General features: G+C 37.9%; 16 protein-coding genes. 8 read left to right on the plus strand and 8 right to left on the minus strand.

The features are described 5' to 3' along the window. Positions 1–2: 2 nt before the first annotated feature. Together MMG00_RS06180 and MMG00_RS06185 are read right to left on the minus strand one after the other, a co-directional pair. Positions 3–551 carry an NADPH-dependent FMN reductase gene (locus MMG00_RS06180; protein ID WP_242152921.1) on the minus strand — a complete coding sequence of 183 codons (549 nt, stop codon included), beginning with the start codon at positions 549–551 and terminating at the stop codon, positions 3–5. Positions 552–820: 269 nt separating this feature from the next. After that, positions 821–3,058, minus strand: a complete 2,238-nt coding sequence (locus MMG00_RS06185) for a TonB-dependent hemoglobin/transferrin/lactoferrin family receptor (protein ID WP_242152924.1) — start codon at positions 3,056–3,058, stop codon at positions 821–823. Between the two features lie 308 nt (positions 3,059–3,366). Between MMG00_RS06185 and aroC the strand changes: the two genes are divergently transcribed. The 3 genes from aroC to MMG00_RS06200 all read left to right on the plus strand — a co-directional run bounded on the left by aroC (position 3,367) and on the right by MMG00_RS06200 (position 8,448). Next, positions 3,367–4,434 (plus strand): chorismate synthase, encoded by a 1,068-nt coding sequence (gene aroC / locus MMG00_RS06190; protein WP_242152927.1) that lies wholly within the window; start codon positions 3,367–3,369, stop codon positions 4,432–4,434. A gap of 179 nt (positions 4,435–4,613) precedes the next feature. Then, positions 4,614–6,296: a hypothetical protein gene (locus tag MMG00_RS06195; RefSeq protein WP_242152930.1), complete on the plus strand. Its 1,683-nt coding sequence runs from the start codon at positions 4,614–4,616 to the stop codon at positions 6,294–6,296. A gap of 757 nt (positions 6,297–7,053) precedes the next feature. Then, positions 7,054–8,448, plus strand: a complete 1,395-nt coding sequence (locus tag MMG00_RS06200) for a trimethylamine monooxygenase (RefSeq protein WP_242152933.1) — start codon at positions 7,054–7,056, stop codon at positions 8,446–8,448. Positions 8,449–8,963: 515 nt separating this feature from the next. Here MMG00_RS06200 and bioB read toward each other — a convergent pair. Continuing rightward, the gene (gene bioB / locus MMG00_RS06205) at positions 8,964–9,998 is read right to left on the minus strand and encodes a biotin synthase BioB (RefSeq protein ID WP_242152936.1); all 1,035 of its coding nucleotides are present in this window, start codon (positions 9,996–9,998) and stop codon (positions 8,964–8,966) included. A 949-nt stretch (positions 9,999–10,947) separates the two neighbouring features. On the opposite strand from bioB, the gene MMG00_RS06210 reads away from it, so the two are divergent. Further along, positions 10,948–11,235 (plus strand): hypothetical protein, encoded by a 288-nt coding sequence (locus MMG00_RS06210; protein WP_242152939.1) that lies wholly within the window; start codon positions 10,948–10,950, stop codon positions 11,233–11,235. Between the two features lie 730 nt (positions 11,236–11,965). On the opposite strand, the gene MMG00_RS06215 is transcribed toward MMG00_RS06210, so the two are convergent. The 4 genes from MMG00_RS06215 to MMG00_RS06230 all read right to left on the minus strand — a co-directional run bounded on the left by MMG00_RS06215 (position 11,966) and on the right by MMG00_RS06230 (position 17,050). Further along, a complete protein-coding gene (locus tag MMG00_RS06215) occupies positions 11,966–13,063 on the minus strand; it encodes a ribonucleotide-diphosphate reductase subunit beta (protein WP_242152942.1) in 1,098 nt (365 codons plus the stop codon). Positions 13,064–13,115: 52 nt separating this feature from the next. Continuing rightward, entirely contained in the window at positions 13,116–15,359 is a 2,244-nt protein-coding gene (locus MMG00_RS06220) for a ribonucleoside-diphosphate reductase subunit alpha (protein ID WP_242152945.1), read from the minus strand. Positions 15,360–15,912: 553 nt separating this feature from the next. After that, a complete protein-coding gene (locus tag MMG00_RS06225; protein WP_242152948.1) occupies positions 15,913–16,458 on the minus strand; it encodes a metallophosphoesterase family protein in 546 nt (181 codons plus the stop codon). A gap of 43 nt (positions 16,459–16,501) precedes the next feature. Beyond that, positions 16,502–17,050: an elongation factor P hydroxylase gene (locus MMG00_RS06230; RefSeq protein ID WP_242152951.1), complete on the minus strand. Its 549-nt coding sequence runs from the start codon at positions 17,048–17,050 to the stop codon at positions 16,502–16,504. Positions 17,051–17,279: 229 nt separating this feature from the next. Between MMG00_RS06230 and MMG00_RS06235 the strand changes: the two genes are divergently transcribed. From MMG00_RS06235 to MMG00_RS06250, 4 genes are all read left to right on the plus strand, one after another. Next, complete coding sequence (locus MMG00_RS06235; protein ID WP_242152955.1) at positions 17,280–18,197, plus strand: DMT family transporter; 918 nt, start codon at positions 17,280–17,282, stop codon at positions 18,195–18,197. Positions 18,198–18,450: 253 nt separating this feature from the next. Further along, positions 18,451–19,326, plus strand: coding sequence for a threonine/homoserine exporter RhtA (gene rhtA, locus MMG00_RS06240; RefSeq protein ID WP_242152959.1), 876 nt, complete (start codon positions 18,451–18,453; stop codon positions 19,324–19,326). 656 nt (positions 19,327–19,982) lie between these two features. After that, the gene (locus MMG00_RS06245) at positions 19,983–20,321 is read left to right on the plus strand and encodes a DMT family transporter (protein WP_242152961.1); all 339 of its coding nucleotides are present in this window, start codon (positions 19,983–19,985) and stop codon (positions 20,319–20,321) included. Further along, entirely contained in the window at positions 20,321–20,659 is a 339-nt protein-coding gene (locus MMG00_RS06250) for a DMT family transporter (protein ID WP_270049370.1), read from the plus strand. Before MMG00_RS06245 ends, MMG00_RS06250 begins: the two co-directional genes overlap by 1 nt. A 151-nt stretch (positions 20,660–20,810) precedes the next feature. On the opposite strand, the gene MMG00_RS14140 is transcribed toward MMG00_RS06250, so the two are convergent. After that, positions 20,811–20,945: a hypothetical protein gene (locus MMG00_RS14140; RefSeq protein WP_255837728.1), complete on the minus strand. Its 135-nt coding sequence runs from the start codon at positions 20,943–20,945 to the stop codon at positions 20,811–20,813. Positions 20,946–20,994 lie beyond the last annotated feature (49 nt).

The raw sequence follows: 20,994 nt of genomic DNA on the forward strand, positions 1-20,994 counted from the left end.
CTTTAAATCACAAATTTCTTAACCCATGCTTCAAATGCTGCTACCCATTTTTCAAGATGCGCTTTAGTGCCCGCTTCAAGGATCTTACCATCTTCCGATAAAAGCGCATGATGATAACGCACATAAGCTTCTGGCTGAGACATTGCCGGCATATTTAAAAAGCTTACGATGAGCCGTAAATGCTGCTGTGCTAAAGCTGTTCCAATCGCCCCTTCACTTGCGCCTAAAATCCCCACAGGCTTACCGTCCCAAACACTTTGCCCACCAGGTCTTGAACCAATATCGAGCGCATTTTTTAAAACACCCGGCACAGAGCGATTATATTCAGGGGTAACAATAATCACGGCATCACACGCTTTTATCTGCTCTTTAAAAGCTATAACTTCTGAAGGTTCTTTCCCATCAAAATCTTGATTGTAGAGTGGCAAATTTTTAATCTCAGCAAAGATAGGGGTAAAGTCTGCACTTAATAATTTAGAAATAGCCAGCGCAACTTTGCGATTAATAGATTCTTGGCGAATTGAACCGACGATAAATAGAACTTTTTTCATAAATACTCTCCACGGTCATTAAAATGATGCGCATTACAACGATCAGTAAACTACTGATAACACTGTAACTCCTCTCACTACAATAACGGATAATTAGATATCTGAGAAGTGTAAATATCAAAGCTTGTCGAGTTTTGATGGCTATGAGCAATATTTTTAATATCTCAATATTACAAGTAAAGTCCAAGAGCATTTCATCTTTATCTAAAAGATTATTAACATTGGAAAACACCCAAATTTCCTAATGTTAATAATCTTCTTTATCTGTCTTAAATATTAATTTTAATACTCACCGCAACGTTTCGCCCAGGTTGTGTCCAACGATCTATATGGTTATACCAATCTGCCCACATCCCATGCGCTTTCTCATCTTGAAGATCAATACCATCCCAATACTTCTCATTTGTTAAGTTATAGATCCCGGCATTAATCTCAATATTACGATCCACTTTCCACCATGTGGTTAAATCCACCACATTATATTTTGGTGAATCAACAAAATGGAAGTATTTATTATCGGTCTTATACTCACGAGTTTTAGCGTTAACATGCTTCCAATCTAAAGATGCACCCCAATTCTCGGCCTCATACGCAAGCCCGAGCGTATAGGTAAAAGGATCAACTCCTAAACGATCTTTATCAAAGGGATTACTTTCAAGCTCCTTTCCTGTCGCCCTATTTTTACTCTTTGCGTATGCCAAAGAACCATTTAAAATCCAATTCTCAGTAAGATGCTGTTTAAAACTCAATTCCACACCGTAAACATTAATACGCTTTACATTGACCGGCATGGTATAACGCTGCCCACGGCTATCGGCAAAATCTTCTGTACGAATAAAGTTATGATACTGACTTAAATAGGTATTCACTCCCCATCTTGACCAACCATCATCGTAAAGCAGTCCTGCCATATAGTTACGAGAAGTCTCTTTTTTAAGATCCAGATTAGGGACTAAATGCGTTCCACCGTGATTATATGTCCCTAAATTGTCAAATGATGGATGACGAACTCCTTCACTATAACCAATAAATGCTTCTGCTTTTTGATTCCAGAAGGACTTACTTAAATTTAATTTAGGCGTGATGCTGGTATCACTATATCGCTGCGAAGCTAGATAACGGCTATCGATCCTCCCCCCATTGGTATCAACTTTCCCCTCTTGTAAAAATACCGCATCAGGGGTACTTTTCATCGTATGGTGATCAATATTGACCCCAGCACTTAAGCGCCAACCATCGCCCCATGTAATATTATCTTGTAAGTAAAAACCAAGATCACGCATTTTTGCATCGGGAAAGTCTTTACGCTGCTTATCAGCGCTTGCGTTCGCTTTTTCTAATCGAGATGTTTTTGTCTCTCTAAAATCAACACCCCAAGAGAGAGCATGAGATGTTGAGCCAATCACTAACGCTTTGTCAAAATCGAGCTTTAACCCTTTAATATCTACTTTAAAATCACTCACACTATGTGAAGTTGGAACACTATCGCTCACACTAAAACGGCTTCTAACACCATCACGATTTGTCAGTTTATTTTGATAAAGGCGAATATTGGCCTGATCTATCCAATTATTATTAAGATCAAGGCGATAATCAGCCGCATAGCGTTGACGTTTAATATCTAGAGTATTTTCATAAATATGCGCTCGATTACTCTTCATATGCAGCATATCTACATCAATTTTATTCTTATACTCTTCTGCCATAATTTCTAAGCGTTGATTTTCCGCAGTCCAGGCAACTTTTCCTAAAAGGTTATGGCCTTTGGCATCAAGAGGATTTGGGGTTGTACGTTTATTCCCAAGCTCATCATTTTCCCCACGATTTTTTGTTTCGTGATAGCGCTTATCGGTTCCGATAAAAAGCCAAGAGAACTGATCCTTCATTCCGGCACCTGTAAAAGTACTGCGATGACCTTTATTCGCACTTGTATAGTGATGTTGTAATCCTAAGTAATATGTTTTTTCAAGGTTCACAAAATCTTCAGGGTCAAATGTTCTAAAATTAACCGAGCCCGCTAAGGTATCTGCCCCATTTTTAGCAGAATTAGGCTCTTTTAGAATATCCACTCGCTTTAAAGTATCAAACTCAACAAAATCTCGTCCGGCATTATAAGCCGAGCTATGTCCCCACGCCTGTCCTTCTGGTAATCGATCCCCATCAATACTCATCGTAATTCTATTAAAATCAATACCACGAATTCGGATACCTTGGCTCACTCCTTTTTGAGCATCTTTAGCCACACTAACACCTGGCATATAACGCGTTAATTTTTTTAAATCTGCCGCAGCTGCTTTATTAAGAGCTTGCCGATTGAGCACTTCCACAGAATTAACACCCTCATCAAAATCCTGCTCTATCGCTTTTCCTCTTATTTGAACTGGCGATAATCTAATAGCTTCATCCTCAAAAGTATCAGCTTTACCGATCTCCTCATTAGCAATCGCAATTGAAAATGAAAATCCTAAAGCAGCCATCACTGCAAGATTTAAATATGAACGCTTCATACACTTCCCTATGTTTAATTTAATGTCCTTATTATTTTATAAATAAGAATAATAACAATAATGAGAATTATTACTATTCTTATCGGGATGAAAGTATATTCCCTACACTTTAAATGTCAATTGCTAAGCCATCTCCTCTTCCCAAGCCATTATTTAGTCGGGATTTTATTTTTAAGAAGAAATTAAAAAATCACTTTTAAAGAGAATAAATGCTTTATAAATCGAGGATGCGATAAAGGGAAAAAGGTGCTATTCTGCATGACGAATAAAAACATCATTAAATCATGTATGCAAGGGAGAATTCGCGCATGTCAGGGAATAGCATTGGTCAACTATTTTGTGTCAGCACAGCAGGAGAAAGTCACGGTAAGGCACTTGTTGCAATCGTCGATGGCTGCCCTCCCGGTATTGAGATTAATGAAGAGATGTTACAGATAGATCTTGATCGCCGCAAACCTGGGCAATCTCGCCATACCACACAGCGCCGTGAAGCGGATAAAGTCACTATTCTCTCTGGGGTATTTGAAGGAAAAACCACCGGAACCTCCATTGCGTTAATCATTGAAAACGAAGATCAACGCTCTAAAGATTATAACGATATTAAAGATCTCTTTAGACCAGGACATGCCGATTTTACCTACCATCATAAATATGGATTTCGTGATTATCGAGGTGGCGGCCGCTCTAGCGCCCGTGAAACAGCGATTCGCGTTGCCGCAGGCGCTATTGCTAAAGCGGCTTTAAAAGCGCTTTATAATACAGAAATTTATGGCTATCTCTCCCAGCTTGGCCCTATTAAGCCCTCTGGATTTCAAAAAGAGGCCATTGAAGCTGAAGGCAATCCTTTCTTCTGGCCAAGCATTAAGGATATTGAAAAACTTGAAAACTATATGGATGAGCTTCGAAAATCGGGAGATTCTATTGGGGCAAAAGTCACCGTTATTGCTGATAATCCCCCGATTGGTCTAGGCGAACCTGTATTTGATCGATTAGATGCTGATATTGCGCATGCGATGATGGGCATCAATGCCGTAAAAGGCGTAGAGATCGGCGATGGTTTTGACTGTATTGAAGCGCTCGGCACGCAGTTTCGAGATGAAATCACTAAAGAAGGTTTTCTCTCCAATCATGCCGGAGGCATTTTAGGTGGCATCTCCTCTGGGCAACCGATTATTACCCATATTGCCCTCAAACCAACCTCAAGTCTTCGCTTAGAGGGGAGAACGGTCAATACATCAGGGGATGAAACCACCGTGATTACAAAGGGACGCCATGATCCTTGTGTGGGCATTCGCGCAACCCCTATTGCTGAAGCAATGCTTGCCATTGTTTTACTTGATCATGCATTACGCCATCGTGGCCAAAATGGTCAATAATCACTATCAATCAAGATCTTGACTGATAGCAGCTAATAGAATCTAACGAGCTTAAAGATTTAATCGTCTTTAAGCTTTTTTATGTGCTGAAAATCAGCAAAAATAGAATGAATACGGCATAATTAATAGAATAATAATCTGTTTTAACATCTTCTCTCATTACAACATAAGGTGGATGTATGTCCTATTATCGCACTACTCGCTTGCTCATGGTGAATGCTATCTTGGCACTATGCCTCTCTTTATCACTTCATATCCCCACTTTTGCAGAAGAGATTACCTCAGAGGAGCGCATCGAAAAACTCAATGATATCGAGCTTAAAATTGCCGATATTAGCCAAAGACGAACAGAACTCCAAAAAGCCATTGCTCAAAAAAACCTTCCAGAAGAAGAAAAAGAGGATCTTACACAGCGATTACAGACCTTGAGTACTCAAAATCGGGAGTTTATTTCTCTTTTTGAACAGACAGTTCTTGGCGGCATTGATATCTCTCTTTTTAATGAGGTAAAAACAGACCCTAATGCCAGCAATCTTGCTAATTATAACTGGCAGCAAGAGATCTTAGTAATCTTACAACCCTACTTTGCAGAGATGCAACGAGCGACGGAGAAAACGCGCCAAATCGATCTTCTCCATGAAGAACAAAAAGAGCTAGCACGAAAAATAGAGCTGGCTAAAACAGGGCTTGAAACCTTAAAAAGTATTGATCCTAAAGCGCTAAATCCCGCATCACAAAAACTATTAAGTAAAATCCAAGATGAATGGAATGATCGCCTTAAATCCCTAGAACATCAGGAAAACATTGTAGATCTTAAGCTGTTAGATCTCACGGATACTCGTCACTTTTTCAAAAAATTCACTGATAATCTTTGGCTCTTTATACGTAATGAAGGTGTTGCGTTACTGTTAGCTTTCACCTTCTCTATTGGTGCTTACTATATCTTTAGTCAGCTCATCATGCTTTTTACTCGCTATCAAAAGCGAGATAAAATGCGTGTACTAAACTTTAAATGGCGCTTAACATTACTGATCTTGCAAGCGGTTAATATTATTTTATCCATCTGTATATTTTTAGTTATCTTGCATACTTCTGGCAATATTATGCTCTTTGGCTTAGCAGCGCTATTACTGTTCTTTATTGTGATTAGCCTGCGTAATACCATTCCCAATTATATTCACCGCTTACGAGTATTTCTGAATTTAGGGCAAGCCCGTGAAGGCGAAAGAGTCATTTATAATGAGATTCCTTGGGAGATCTCTAAAATTAATCTCTACAGTGTTTATCTCACAAATCCTTTACTAGATAATGGAGAGCTACGAGTCATAATTGATCTCCTTGATAAAATATACTCCCGCCATACCAATACTGATGAACTCTGGTTTCCTAGTCGAAAAGGGGATTTTCTGCTTCTTCCCGATAAACGAATTGTGAATGTCCTGCGTCAAACACCAGAATCTGTCTATCTAGATCACAATGGCTCAACAATTGTGATGCCGACAGCTGAGTTTTATAAACTTAAATTTAGTAACCTCTCTCGTGGCTATAATCTCACATTAAACTTTACCCTAGAAGATACACCTGATGATCGCCTTCCATTTAAGGATGTGGAACAAAAAATTTCTAAAGGGATTCTCACAGAGATGGCAAGGATGCATGAATCGCTACCTGAGTCTGTTAAAAAAATCTCTCTAACCGTTAGGCAGCTGATCACTAGTAATACAACAAGCTATCAACTCATTGTCGATATGACCGCTAATTCTGCCAAATACTACCTACAAGCTAAAGGCGCCTTAAATAGCGCCGTGATCTCCTCGGCTCGCGAGCAATCTTGGAATATTCTATTAACGGAAAACCTCTAAATTCTATTATGAAAAGGGCAGATTATCTCTGCCCTTTTTAATAACCTTAAGAAATTATTCCCAAGTAAGATTCATTTAAAGCCACAACACCTTTACAACTAAGCCTTACCGCCTAAAATAGCGAGATAATAGCCATATATGTTTCGCTTCTAAAGCACTACTTCTCTTTTTATTATCAGTAAAAGTGAGTACGATCATCATCATATTTGATGGCTTAATTTTAAATTTCTCTACCCCGTCAGACCCGTTTTGATCTTTTTTGACATAGCATGCAACTTAAGACTATTCGCTATCTCTTTCGATTATTACGAATGTTTGTCTAAAATAAATACCATAAATGTCTATAAAAAATTCAAATTTATAAATTTTTTTCAATGAAAAAATCGTTAAAAAGCATTTATTTCACTTTTGATCAAAAATTGAGCAAAATAGCTTTTAGCACCGTTTCAAAATCAAAATGACGGTTGAAATAAATTTTTACTACAAATTCACTACACACGATATTCGCTTTTTTAAAGATTATGTTAAATGGTACTGTTTTACTTAGCTACTCAGCTATTTCTCAAAAAAGAGAAATCTACCATACGAAAGGAGCATTAATGCATCTTTTCACGGTTTTCTCGCGATTATCAATCCCCTGACTTTTGAAGAAAAAGCACCAACCACTTATCACACATGATTACATCCGTCAATATTGAGAGAAGAATTATTTTTAGCTAGGGTATAAAGGTGTTCAATAACAACCAGAAAGGATTTTATGAGTAAGCATCAAACTAGAATTGCAATATTAGGCGCAGGTCCAAGTGGTCTTGCACAATTAAGAGCTTTCCAAACATTACGTGATAAAGGTCAGGAAATACCAGAAGTTGTCTGCTTTGAAAAACAAGAAGACTGGGGCGGCATGTGGCGCTACAGTTGGGAAACATGCACAGACAATAATGGCGAACCTATTCATGGAAGTATGTATCGATTCTTATGGATCAATGCCCCTAAAGAAGCATTAGAGTTCGGTGATTACACATTTGATGAGCATTTTAAAGAACCTATCCCTTCTTATGTGCCACGTGCGGTATTAAAAGATTACATCACCAGCCGTGTTGAAAAAAATAACATCCGCCAATATATTCGCTTTAACCATGCGGTAAGATGGGTGGAATACCACGAAGATCGTGATATATTCACTGTTTGTGTCATGGATCACAATACAGATCAGCTCATCACAGAAGAGTTTGATTATGTTGTGTGTGCAACAGGTCATTTCTCAACACCAAACTTACCAGAAGTTGAAGGTTTATCTGAATTCCCTGGCCGCATCCTTCATTCCCATGAATTTAGAGATGCTCGTGAATTTAAGGATCAAGATATCTTAATTATCGGCAGCAGCTACTCTGCTGAAGATATCGGTACGCAATGCTTTAAGTACGGCGCAAAATCGATCACCTTTAGCTACCGTAGTAGCCCTATCGGTCATGATTGGCCAAAAGGCTTTGACGAGCGCCCGTTAGTCACAAAAGTTGTAGGGACAACAGCGCACTTTAAAGATGGGACTACCAAAGAGTTTGATACCATCATGTTCTGTACGGGCTTTAAGTTTAACTTTAGCTTCTTGCATGACAATGTTCGCCTTAAAGCGAAAAGTAGTATCTACCCTGCTGATCTTTATAAAGGAATCTTCTTAATTGATAATCCAAAGATGATGTATGTTGGTATGCAAGATCAGTACTACACCTTTAACATGTTTGATACACAAGCATGGTATGCTCGTGATGTCATTATGGGGAAAATCAAACTCCCATCTCCTAATGAGATGACCGAAGATAGCAAAAAGTGGATGGAGAAACTTGCAAAATGCTCAACTGATGAAGAGTATATCGATTATCAAGCAAGTTATATCCAAGATATCTTACAAGCAACCGACTACCCAGATTTTAATGTCTATGAACAAGGCTTAATCTTAAAATCATGGCAAGGCGACAAACAAGAAGATATTATGGGCTTTCGTAATAAAAGCTATAGCTCAACCATTACCGGCACACTAGCATCATGCTTACCAAAGCCATGGATTGAGATTATGGATGACTCTTATCGCGGATTTATGAAACAAGAATTTGTTCCGGCGACAGAAGATGCATTAGAGGATAAATCTGCATAATCTTCTACCTCATTACTTATCATGATGAGATGATACAATAAATTAATCTTAAAAGCGTATGAGCAGATGTTCATACGCTTTTTTGTAATCCTTTCATACTATAGCTATTACGCATTAAATTCCGATACGAGCCGAAAAAGACTTAAAACTACTGGCACGTAATTTCAAAAAAGATGCAAGCATTCGACCTAGTTGCTCATCAACCTATTTTAGGAAGATAACTAACTAATCAATTTTGACCTCTGATTTTATTTGGAAATCACTATACTAAAAAGCACTCACGCTAGGTTTAATACACACTCTGTGCCCTTAATACTTTTAAAACAGTATTTCTTAAACCAAAGCCAACTATAAAAGCCTAGTGCAATAAAAAAATGCAATAAAAAAAACCTACCAAAATAATTTGATAGGTTTTTATAAAGCTTCAATCAACTGAAATAAAGCTAATAGCTACTGATATTAGCACTTTGAGCTCAACGCCTTAAACCAATTGTAGATTTGCAATAACCCCGCAATTAGCCGACTTGCACCTTCGCTTCAGCTTTATCAACACAAGTATCATCATTTAGTGCAACATGAGGATTATGTCCTGGTTTATATGGGTCGTGTGTGGCAGTTAAATCTAGCTTCTCAAATAGTTCTTTATCAGTCACTTGATCTGCATTTGGCGTTGTTAACAGCTTATCACCATAAAAAATAGAGTTTGCGCCAGACATAAAGCAAAGCGCTTGCAGCTCTTCACTCATCGTTTCACGACCTGCCGACAATCTCACCATTGATTTTGGCATCATGATTCTTGCCACGGCAATCGTTCTTAAAAAATCAAAATCATCAACGATTTTATTACCTTCAAATGGCGTTCCTTGAATCGGCACCAAACGATTAATAGGGACACTTTCTGGTGGCGTTCCCATATTTGCAAGCTGCGCTAAGAGCGATGCTCTATCACGTACAGATTCCCCTAAACCAATAATTCCGCCAGAGCAGACTTTAATTCCCGCTTCACGCACATAATCAAGCGTATCTAAACGATGCTGATAATTATGTGTTGTTACCACACTTGCATAAAACTCAGGTGAGGTATCTAGGTTATGGTTATAATAATCAAGCCCTGCTTCTGCGAGCTCAGCTGCTTGCTCGCCATTTAAATGGCCTAACGTCATACAGGTTTCTAAACCAAGTGATTTAACGCCTTCGATCATCATCTTAATCATCGGCATATCACGCGCTTTAGGATTACGCCAAGCAGCGCCCATACAAAAGCGGCTCGCACCAGTATCTTTAGCAGCTTTCGCTTCTTGAATGACCTTTTCAACCTCTAATAATTTCTCCGGTTCTAAGCCTGTATCATAGCGAACACTTTGCGCACAATATTTGCAGTCCTCAGAGCACTTCCCCGTCTTAATTGAGAGGAGCGTACTAACTTGTACTTTTGTAGGATCAAAGTTCTGACGATGAACCGTTTGTGCCTCATAAAGTAGCTCAAAAAGTGGTTTTTCAAATAATGCTAATGCCTTATCAATTGACCACTTATTTGTATAGTATTCCATTATTGTTATTCCTCTAGCATACAAAAATGCTTTTATTAAAGTTTTAACACATACCGAGCTATCATAGGGGAAATAAACATTTAATGTGAATTAATTTAAGCGTCAATTTCAATTAATTCAAAAAAAGAACAATAAAATTAAGGAGATACTTTGCCCCAGTGGTTAAATTTACAACAATCCGCTATAGAAACCCTTACAAAGATGATGATAAGCTATTGAAGTGATGACTATAAATGGAAGATCTCTCCTCTAAAATCCTAATAAAAAATCATAATATATCTCTATAAACAAATCCTCAAAACCCCTCATAAGCACTCACTAAAGAATAAATCCACTTAGTTAGCATGGCTTAAATCTAACTATAGTAAAATCACTTTAAAAACAGCTAGATTAGATTGCCGGCACCTCAATCATGAGAAACGTAAGGGCTATTATATCCATCATTATACAAGCTCATTCAAAACCCATACTGTGCGGTTTTATTTTTAAAGTAGCGTTTATTAAACCGAATCGACGATATTTCGATTTTGTTATTTCAATCACGCTAGCTCAATACAAAAAATAGAGTAAAATTGGCTTAAGAAAAGCTTTAGGTTTAAATTGCAGACACAAGATAACAAGAAGAATGCCGGCATTCTTGGACATATCGCGGCAAGATAGACCTTTTCAACAAAAGATATCACACTATGTCCTTCTTTAGTGATCTAGAGTGATTGAAGCGTTCCTATAAATTTTATTAATAAAGCATTTTTGTATTTTATTTGTATGAGTTTATCTTATTAATATTTATTTAATAATAAATGAACATTGCTATTTACTGATAGATTAGATATATTGAAAAATCTGCCTTAAATAAAGGCGGATTGTTTACCAATATTATTAATTTTATCAATGGGCGATTTCCTAATTGCGGCCCATTTATTTTTTTCAGCTAATAAGGAGTCAGTTTATGACAACAATGCAGCCACAAAAAACGTATCCACTCTCAAATAGTGCTTATCAACTCTTTTTTGAATTTATGCCAGGCTCTGAGGTCTTAGGGCTCTGTTTATTAAAAAAAGGTGCAGATTCGTCAATAAGATTGGGAAATTATTCTGTCGAGCAAGCAGTCTGGCTTACTAAAAATAAGGATCTCCAATTACCTGAGCAATTATTAGAAGAGATTTTAACAATTACAAAAGGCGTTGCGTACGCAAGATCTAGCGAGTATTCGAGAGTGAGCCGTTTAACAAGCTAAATTTAAAGAACAACCTCTAATAAATAGGGAGTTAACGGTTAAAAACACGCCCCTTTTAGTAGAGACTATTGATAGCAGAGATCATTAAATCCCTTATGGGGCTTTAAATTTTGTTGAAAAAGATCCTTACACAAGGATCTTTTTAGACTTTAGGTATTTAAACTTATAAGATTAATGATTTTTGTTATCGATCATTATATTAACTGTTTTAATAGCATCTTCGATTTAAAATGATCTACCTTATGGCAAAAATGCTATCACCCTTCTTACTCCACCGTGCTCGCAATATAAAAAGTCGGTTTAAAAGTTACTGAACTAGACTGCCGGCACATCGGCTATAAGAAGTGCAATAATCCTTCTATCCGGCATCTTGCAAGCAGGTTTGATGAGCTTGCTATACAGTTTTACTTTTCGATTCAAAATCGGCTGAAGCAGATTGCCAGCGCGTCAGCTATATATAGTGAAATCGGTTTAAGAGTGATTGAATCAGATTGCCGGCGTATCGGCTATAAGAAGTGCAATAATAGTTCTATCCGGCATCGTACAAGCGAATTTGATACATAATCGGTACCCTTAATATTTTTAAAGTAGTGTTTCTTAAACCGAATCTACTATAACTCTGAAATCTCTGCCTTATAACAATAAAAAAAGCAGCTCTATATAAAGCTGCTTAAATTTATTACGTTAACCTATTTAAAAAAAGGTCTATCTTCTAACGCTAAATAGGGTATTAGATATCGAAGATCTCATCTTCTGCATCATCTGTAACGCTATTGAGGCGATAGTTTGTATTATCCATCTCTTGGTTTGCGTTTTGGGTTTTGTTTAAGTCAAACCAGTTATCCATCCAAGAGAGCGGGTTTTTCTCAATACGAGGATTAGGGTTTTGTAATCCTAAGAATTGATAGAGGTCTTGTGCGTTCCAAAGTACCCACTCATCTAACAATGTCTTATTTAATCCCACGATTGAACGCCCTTCACTAAAGAGGTAACGGTTCCAATCAAGTTCTTGATCAATCACTGTTTTGATAATGTCATAAACCGCAATTCTATTTTCATGAAGGAGCATTTTCCACTCATCATCTTTAAAAAGAATCTCAAGAACGGCTTCATCCATCATGACGTGAACTTGCTCATCTTGAGCGATCTTTTGCACTAATTTTGCGATACCTTGGAAGATATTTTGCTCAGCAAGGGCAAATGTACACGCAAATGAACTCATAAACTCGATTTTTTCTAAGCAATAAAGCGCAATAAAAGCTCTTAATACAACAGATTTAAGCTCTTTTGAATCACGATCAATTTGCCCAAGCTTATACATCGCACCATAACGATCTAATGTATCAAAGCAATCTAAAACTGTCGTTGAGCGGTTTAAAACCTCATCATTACGCATCACTTCTTTAAAGACTTCTTGCGGATCTGAGATACATTGTCGGATGATCTCAGAATAAGTAAGTGCGTGAAGATTCTCCATCTCTGATTGCTTTGAAAGCATTACCCAAAGCTCTGAGTTAGTCACAAATGGCGCAAAAAGTGGCGCAATTGTACGTGATGCAACAGAATCAAGCTCCCATTGGAATGCGAGCGTTTTCACCATGATGTCATAGTTATTTTTTGAACAATTTAAAAGATCCATTCTTGATTGCTCAAGATTCACTTCATCTTCTGTCCAGTCCATTGATTTCTGTAATTTATAGAGATCAAAAAGACGGGGATATGGCGTATTAATTGAATCATAGAGCGCAAGCGGCTCTCCTAAGAATAACGGATATTGGCCTGTTTGCCAGTTGTCATTCTTCTGATTAAAAATAGATGTATCTTGCATGAACTTTCTCCTATAAAACGACGAAGTTTGCAGAACTTCGCCGATTAATTAATTAAAGTGTACAAGCACCGCCGGCACAGCTTTGATCTTCTACTTTCTCATATCCTTCATGGACAATACCAGAAGCACTATTTAAGTAGTAACGTGTTTTACAACCTAACTTCATCATATAAATAAAGTCTGATAGAAGTTGGCGGCTTGAGATTGTCTGTTGATTTTGCATATTCAAATAAAGGTCTGCACTAATAGCTTGTCCTGTAAATTTCTGAATAATGGCATACATCTCAATGAGATCTTTAGAATCTAAATTCCAAGCAATATCATAATATGGCGCGAGCTCATCCATATCTGGTGCTAATAAGAGATTCTTCCCTGTACCAGATGTCTTCATCACTTTAAGGTTACGAATCGGATAGAGACCATTAGTTGTATTCGTCAATTGTGAACTCGATTCAACAGGCATCATCGCTTCTAATACAGAGTGACGAATTCCGCCTTGTGCAATAATCTCTTGGCGAAGCGCTTCCCAATCATAGACTAATGCTTGGCTATGAACCGTATCCACATTCTTATTATAAGTGTCAATTGGGAGCCATCCTTCTGGATATTTCGTACGCTCAATCCACGGCGCATTGCCTTTCTCTTTCGCAAGTTTTAAACTCGCTTTATGCAAGAAGTAAGAATGTCGCTCTGCAATAAAGTGAATATAATTCTTCCCTTCTGGTGATGCATAGCTTAATTTTTGTAGCGCCATCTCATGCGCTAGATTGGTAATACCAACACCAATAGAGCGGCGAGCTTGCGCAGTTGTTTTAAGTGAAGCAAATGGGTATTCCATAATCTCAATCACGTTATCGATCATGAGCGCACAGTAATAAGCCACATCTTCGTACTCTTCTTCAGATACGCGGCCTACGACAATTGACGCAAGCGAACAAAGTCCAATCTCTCCCACAGGATCTTCAGAATAAAGATCTGGCATACCGGTATAAGCTTTCGTCGGTAAGGCGATCTCTAAACAGAGGTTTGAGGAATAAATGGTATCTTTAAATGGCGTGTGACGATTCATCTCATCAATATAGGTGAGATAGATACGCCCAGTTTCCGCAGCTTCCGTTAATGATTTAAGGGCAATATCACGCGCTTTTACTAATGTTTTCTTAATCGAATCATCAGCAAGTACACGCTCATACTCCACTTTAAATGCTTCATAATCTTCATGATATAAAAGCTCATAAAGTTTTGGTGCATGAAGTAAACTGACTAACATCCAGTCTTCATTGCGTGCCACTTTCTCCACAAAGTAACGATTCACAATCATCGCATAATCAATATCACGAATACGTTTTTGCGTGACCGTTGTTGGGTTTTTAAGCACTAAAAGATCAAGGATCTCAGGATCTAAAACGTTAAAATAAACCGTCGCAGATCCACCTCGTGATGCTTGCATATTGGCATGAACCGCTGATTGGATCATACGGTAATAAGGAAGCTTTCCTTGATGGACAACGCGCCCTTCTTTAACCGGATCACCTTTTGAGCGAGTTAAAAGGTGCGAGCCAATCCCTGCTGATGCACAAGTCATCATATACGCAATATGATCGCCCACAGCTAAACTTGGCACATTATCATCAACGGTATAAACACAGCATGATGCATAACCTTTATGAGGCGTGCGCATATTAATCAACATCGGCGTTGGCGTATTGATTTTAAGCTCATTAAGATAACGATAGAGCTTAGCAATATCTTGCATACGACGTTCACGAGGCTGGTTTTGCATATTTTGCATCGCCATTCCCATAAACATAAACTGTGGAGACTCAAGGCAATGCCCTGTTACACGGTTATTAATTAAATAACGATCCTTCATTTGATGAAGGGTTGTGTAGTTATAGTTAATATCGATTTCATGGTCGATAATATTTTCAAGCTCTGCTAACTCTTCACGAGTATAATCCATCACTTCCCAGTGATTGAGTTTCACCATGTGATCATAGAACTCAGCAAGTGTTGGAATCTGACGATACCCCCCAAATGCTTCTTTATAAATCGTACCAATTAATAGACGGCCTGCCATCTTTAAATGCTGATGATCTTCTCTCTCTACACAAGCATCAATCATCGCTTTGTGTAACTCTAACGTAGTACAGCCGTCGTAGCATTTACGGTATGCTTCAAGCGCAATGGCACTCCAATCCACTTCATAATGTGAGGCAAACTCTGCCCATTTATTCAGTTTCTCAGCCTCAAACTTTTCTCGTTCACCATTACTCTTTACTACGTAATTAATCATTCTCAGCACCCTTTATCAGTCTAAATCAAAACGAATTATCTAATGACTTATACAAACACATCCTCTAACTTTAAATACTTCAAAATATTTAAAGTTAGAGAATATATTTAAATATTTCTACTTTCATATATCTATATTTTTAATTTCTAAATATAGCATTTAGAAACTCAAAAATAATGACATTTAAAATAAATTTAAAAATAATATTAAAGCCAAATAAAATAATAGTAGATAAAATCATTATCACGCTATATTCAGGGCTTCAACATTCTTTCAGCATATTTGCGAATTAAAATCTCAAAAGAGATCTCTTTTTTTAGATAGAAATCGTAAAATCCGTCATCAAAATACCTGAGCTACTATAACACTTATACCCCACCAAAGTAAGGCTGATAAATCGTGTGATTATCACGCAAAGACCAGTAAAGACAGTTACTATGCTCCCTTACAACCTTTTCCACAGGCGATAATTTTTATAAATTAAATTGCTTGAATTTTTCATTTTTTTTTGTACCCAAGCCATCTCAATGGCTTAAGCTTTTTCTCTCAAAGCTCAAACTAAAATATCCCGTTTTTGATGTGATTTTGCGTGAAAAAATTGATAGCCCAGATAATGCGCGGATATATCCAAAATTAAATAGCTCGGATCAGATGATCCTCTTGGATAAGCAATACTTCCAGAATTAAAACGGGCAATATTATCTTCAATATATACTTCAGGTATATGTAAATGTCCGTAGAGTGCAATAGAAGCCTCTGCTAATAACGCACGGCGTAATACTTCCTGCTTAACTAATGCATAAGTGGCAATATGCCCATGGGTCACATAGATTTTACGCCCAAATAGCACAAGCTCATTTTCTAAAGGAAAGTTCACTCTAGAATTAGGCGCTTGCATTCGATCATTATTCCCCGTCACTGCATAAAAGGAGAGATCTTTAAAGATAAATGCAGCTTCCACCAAATCCTCTGCTCCATCACCCGTAAAAATGACCGCATCAAGCTCATTCTCCCAATGCCCAATGATATCTAGCATCGTTTCGACATCACCATGAGAATCTGATAAGACTAAAACCTTCCCTTGAGTTTCTAAAATCATCTTCTCCATCCATTAAAAATAAATCTAAAATTCCACTCTATACTTATAGATCCCAAATCGTTTCCGGATAAGGAAACTGTGAAAGCGCTAATGCCGGGGTTTTATAAAACTTGTGAAAAGCCATAATCAGCTTTTCCCCTCTTGGCGGAATTCCTTCATTCAACATTTTGACCACTTCTTGCTGCACTCTTTGCTGAAATTTTAAACGATCTGGCTCAAAATCACCGGCAAGATTATCACAGCTGACGCCAAACTTTCTGCCTATAGCTTCAGAAAAGAGCCACTCTAAGGCTTGAGGTCTTACTTCGTGATTTTCAAACTCACCTTGCGTCTTTTCATCCCGGCCATCCGGGCAATACCAATAGCCAAAATCCACTAACTGCCGGCGCTCTTTACCGGCAATACACCAGTGGGCAATTTCATGTAATCCGCTTTGAAAAAAGCCATGCGCAAAGACAATTCGATGATGAGGATGATCTTTATCTGCAGGTAAATAGATCGGCTCATCATCCCCTTTGACCAAGATTGTATTCTCACTTTGTAAAAAAGTGTCATTAAAGATTGTGATTAGATCTTCATAACGATGTAACATACAATATCTCCAAGCCGCTCATTGAAAAGCAAAGTTGTTTAACAAAATCAAAACATGCCGGCAATTCTACCACAAAAAGAATAGTGCCTAATTTAGCGTTGCTGAGATTCGAATAAAATTTGAAAACTCTCTTGATAAACATCAAACTATCCTCAACTTAGAGGAATAATGACAATAATAAATTGCGCCTAATTGGGGCGCAAACAACCTAAAAAAGAGTTTTATCAATATGCAAACTAGTCTTACACCTGTGCTCAATAACCGCACTGCACTTACTAAAATGTCTATCGCCATGATCCTTTTTGGCTCTGTTGGCTTTTTCTCCCAAAGAAGTGGCGTTCCGGCTTTAGAATTAGTCTTTATTCGCTGCCTATGCGCCGCTATTTTCCTCGGTTTTTTCTGGTGGCAATCAGGACAGCTTCGCCGTGAAAAATGGGTACGACCCGAAGTGATTCGAATATTAATATGTGGCGTATTTCTCATCCTTAACTGGGTCTATTTCTTTAAAGCGATTGAAGAATCGGGCGTTACTGTGGCGATTTCTATCTACCATTTAGCCCCTGTAATTGTGATGATCTTTGGTGCCTTTATCTATAAAGAGAAGTTAACACTCATTCCAATGCTCGCTATTGCTGCTTGTTTTATTGGTACTTTAGCTATTGCCGAGGTAAATCGAAGTGCATCCTTTGCCGATTTTCTCTCACAAGGGTTAATTTTTGGGCTTCTCTCGGCGCTCTTTTATGCTCTTTTAACATTAGTGGGAAAAGGCTTTAAATACGCAAGCTCTTACGCAATTACCACGATTCAAGTGGCTTTTGGCGTGTTATTACTTCTTCCTTTTGTGGATCTATCTCTCTTTAATAATTTAACGCCTCTTAATTGGTTTTATATTCTGATTACAGGGTTTGTCCATACCGGGATTGTGTTCTATCTCTTTTTTGATTCTATCCGTAATCTCAGCACACAAGTGATCGCGATATTGGTCTTCTTAGATCCCCTTGTGGCGATTGTAATGGATATCTTTATTACAGGATTTATGCCATCTATCGAGCAGTGGCTCGGAATTATCCTCATCTTTGGAGGTATGGCTTTAACCTTAATGCCAAAGAAAAAAGACCACAAAAAAGAATCTGAAGCAGTGATTTAAAATAATTGTATAAAAGCACTACAAAAGCGATGGTAGATCATGCTATCATCGCTACTATTTAGTGGTTCACAAACTAAGACGCAGTGCCTACAGCTGTATCATCATAAAAAAGCTAGAACAATCTGTTCTACAATAAAAACCAATACTTACCCCTAAAATGTAGAGCTTTACTTCTCTCGTTTTAACTAAATTCCTTCTCGATACGTTTACTATCGGGATTTTTTGTACCTTTTAATTTCAAGACACTAATTATATGATTCACTCAAGTCGTAGCATGCTATTGCCATTAATTTATCTCTTTGCGGCAATGATCTCTATTCAAGGTGGCGCCACCTTAGCTAAACAGCTTTTCCCCATTGTCGGTGTGGAAGCCGTCACAGCTTATCGCTTAGGATTTAGTGCACTCATATTATTGCTGGTCTTTAAACCTTGGAAACGAAAACTCCAAGTTGGATATCGTCGTTACCTTGTACTTTATGGAATTGCCCTTGGGACAATGAATTTTCTCTTTTACCAATCCATTAAAACGATTCCTTTAGGGATTGCTGTTGGCCTTGAATTTACTGGCCCCCTTGCGGTTGCGCTCTTTTCTTCACGCCGTAAAATCGACTTTCTTTGGATCTTCTTAGTAGTTGCCGGCTTATTAGCACTTGTCCCGTTAACGGGAAATAGTGATCTAGACATTACTGGTGTTCTCTACGCTTTAGGTGCCGGCGTTTGTTGGGCTTTTTATATTATCTTTGGGCAAAAAGCGGGAAATTACTATGGCACAGCCACCGTTGCTATTGGCGCTGCCGTTGCCGCTGTGATCTACGTCCCAATTGGTGTTGCAAGCGGTGGGATTGGAATTTTTGCCCCTGAATATATTCCGATGGCAATTACCGTTGCTGTCTTAACATCTGCCATGCCTTATGCTCTTGAAATGATGGCTTTAACTAGAATGCCAGCAAAAACCTTTGGAACACTCACAAGCCTTGAGCCTGCTATTGGCGCCGTTTTTGGCTTTATTATCTTGAGCGAAGTTTTATCCATTGTGCAAATTGCCGGTATTATTGCGATTATTTTAGCATCACTTGGCGCTTCCCTCTCTTCCCAAAAACAGATCGAAACTGTCAAAACAATCGATTAATATTAATAAAAAGATTATGAAACTTCATCAAGATCGCCCTAATTCATCGACTAATCAATCGCCCAAAAGATTGGTGTCATCCCTTTTTATCAAATTATTGTTGGGCGGCGCACTCCTATTTTTATTACTATTTATTATGAATAATGTTGTTAAAAATGAGGTTTCCACCCTCATTGAGCAAAAAAATATTTCCCCATCGCATCAATCTATGGAGTCTGCTCGTAATCCCTAGATTTATAAAGAAAATTCGCCAGAAGCCTCACTATTTTATGCTCCCAAAGCCCCCTATTTTTCGGTAACTTTCTGATATTAAACTCAAAAAAAAGTTGACAAAAAAGAGCGCCGAGATAACAATAGCAGGCATTATTAACAACCAAAACTTTTATATGTGTTCTCGTAACAAACAGCAGTACAATTTCTCTTCCGATTTTATCGCACGTTTTTGCATTCTCTGCTATCGGCGTTCCCGCCTCTAAAGTGGTAAGTCTCTAACAACTTATCAATTAGAATCTACTTGTTCTTACACAATTTTCTAGATTCTCATTTCAAAAACTTTTCAGAAAATTTCAATCTAAGTTAGCGTTTTAGATGCCCTTTTTGGCACCCTAAATTTGCAACTTATCAAAAATTAGCAGTTAAATAAAAACGGATATATTATGAATAAAGCATGGATATATGTTGCGCTCACCTCAATTTTTGAGCTGATATGGCTCTATGGATTTAATGTTGCAAGCGCATGGTGGCACTGGGCCATTATCGGTGTTTTCGTACTTCTTGATCTCAATTTCTTAGCCAAAGCTTGTGAAGGACTTCCTACAGGCACGGTTTACGCAATTTTTGCCGCCAGCGGAACAGTCGGCGCTGCATTAATGGATTATTTCCTCTTTAATGAGACGATTACTGCTCAAATGTTATTCTTTATGGGCATTATCCTCATTGGCGTGATTGGCTTAAATCTATTCGATGTAAATATTAGAGACGAGGAGAATGCATAATGGGTGCTGTTGTTATAGGTTGGGTATTTGTGGCTTTAGCGGCAAGTGCAGAATTAGTGGGTGTTTTTGGTTTAAGCCTTTATAGTCGTAACCATACCCTTATTAACCGAGTGCTCTACTACGGTGGGATCTTCCTTTCGTTTGCGCTCCTCTACTTCTCTTTTAGATATTTACCATTGAGTATTGCTTACACGGTCTTTACCGGTGCAGGAACGGCCGGCGCGGTTCTTCTTAATATTGTTTTCTTTAAAGAATCAAAAAATATTAAGCGTTTACTAAGCTTAGCGGCAATCATTATTGGCGTTGTCGGATTACAATATGTTTCTTCAGTAAACTAATCTAATCTTTAATAAAGTAGATCAATAACATTTAAAAAGCCGTTTCTCAATAAACGGCTTTTTTATTACTAAATCTACTAAATCTCTATAAAGTTTTAGAAAGAAGACGAAACATTCCCTCAAGCCTTGTATCAATCTATAAAGAGACGTATTAAACCGTGCTTGCACAACGCCAGATAGAACGACTCTTGCGATTCTCATAACTGATGTGCCGGCAATCTGATTCAGTAACTTTTAAACCAATTTCACTATAAATTCCTATAAAACCGATCAAGAAACTTGGCATCTTTATCAATATTTCCTCGCTGAAGCGAATATTGGTAAACAATCAGAAA

The sequence above is a fragment of the Ignatzschineria rhizosphaerae genome (assembly GCF_022655595.1).
GTDB classification, from domain to species: domain Bacteria; phylum Pseudomonadota; class Gammaproteobacteria; order Cardiobacteriales; family Wohlfahrtiimonadaceae; genus Ignatzschineria; species Ignatzschineria rhizosphaerae.

Coding starts and splice junctions, on each gene's coding strand:
- bioB (WP_242152936.1), bottom strand. CDS start 9,998: ATGGAATACTATACAAATAAGTGGTCAATTGATAAGGCATTAGCATTA.
- aroC (WP_242152927.1), top strand. CDS start 3,367: ATGTCAGGGAATAGCATTGGTCAACTATTTTGTGTCAGCACAGCAGGA.
- MMG00_RS06230 (WP_242152951.1), bottom strand. CDS start 17,050: ATGTTACATCGTTATGAAGATCTAATCACAATCTTTAATGACACTTTT.
- MMG00_RS14140 (WP_255837728.1), bottom strand. CDS start 20,945: ATGCCAAGTTTCTTGATCGGTTTTATAGGAATTTATAGTGAAATTGGT.
- MMG00_RS06245 (WP_242152961.1), top strand. CDS start 19,983: ATGAATAAAGCATGGATATATGTTGCGCTCACCTCAATTTTTGAGCTG.
- MMG00_RS06225 (WP_242152948.1), bottom strand. CDS start 16,458: ATGATTTTAGAAACTCAAGGGAAGGTTTTAGTCTTATCAGATTCTCAT.
- MMG00_RS06210 (WP_242152939.1), top strand. CDS start 10,948: ATGACAACAATGCAGCCACAAAAAACGTATCCACTCTCAAATAGTGCT.
- MMG00_RS06215 (WP_242152942.1), bottom strand. CDS start 13,063: ATGCAAGATACATCTATTTTTAATCAGAAGAATGACAACTGGCAAACA.
- MMG00_RS06180 (WP_242152921.1), bottom strand. CDS start 551: ATGAAAAAAGTTCTATTTATCGTCGGTTCAATTCGCCAAGAATCTATT.
- MMG00_RS06185 (WP_242152924.1), bottom strand. CDS start 3,058: ATGAAGCGTTCATATTTAAATCTTGCAGTGATGGCTGCTTTAGGATTT.
- rhtA (WP_242152959.1), top strand. CDS start 18,451: ATGATTCACTCAAGTCGTAGCATGCTATTGCCATTAATTTATCTCTTT.
- MMG00_RS06250 (WP_270049370.1), top strand. CDS start 20,321: ATGGGTGCTGTTGTTATAGGTTGGGTATTTGTGGCTTTAGCGGCAAGT.
- MMG00_RS06195 (WP_242152930.1), top strand. CDS start 4,614: ATGTCCTATTATCGCACTACTCGCTTGCTCATGGTGAATGCTATCTTG.
- MMG00_RS06200 (WP_242152933.1), top strand. CDS start 7,054: ATGAGTAAGCATCAAACTAGAATTGCAATATTAGGCGCAGGTCCAAGT.
- MMG00_RS06235 (WP_242152955.1), top strand. CDS start 17,280: ATGCAAACTAGTCTTACACCTGTGCTCAATAACCGCACTGCACTTACT.
- MMG00_RS06220 (WP_242152945.1), bottom strand. CDS start 15,359: ATGATTAATTACGTAGTAAAGAGTAATGGTGAACGAGAAAAGTTTGAG.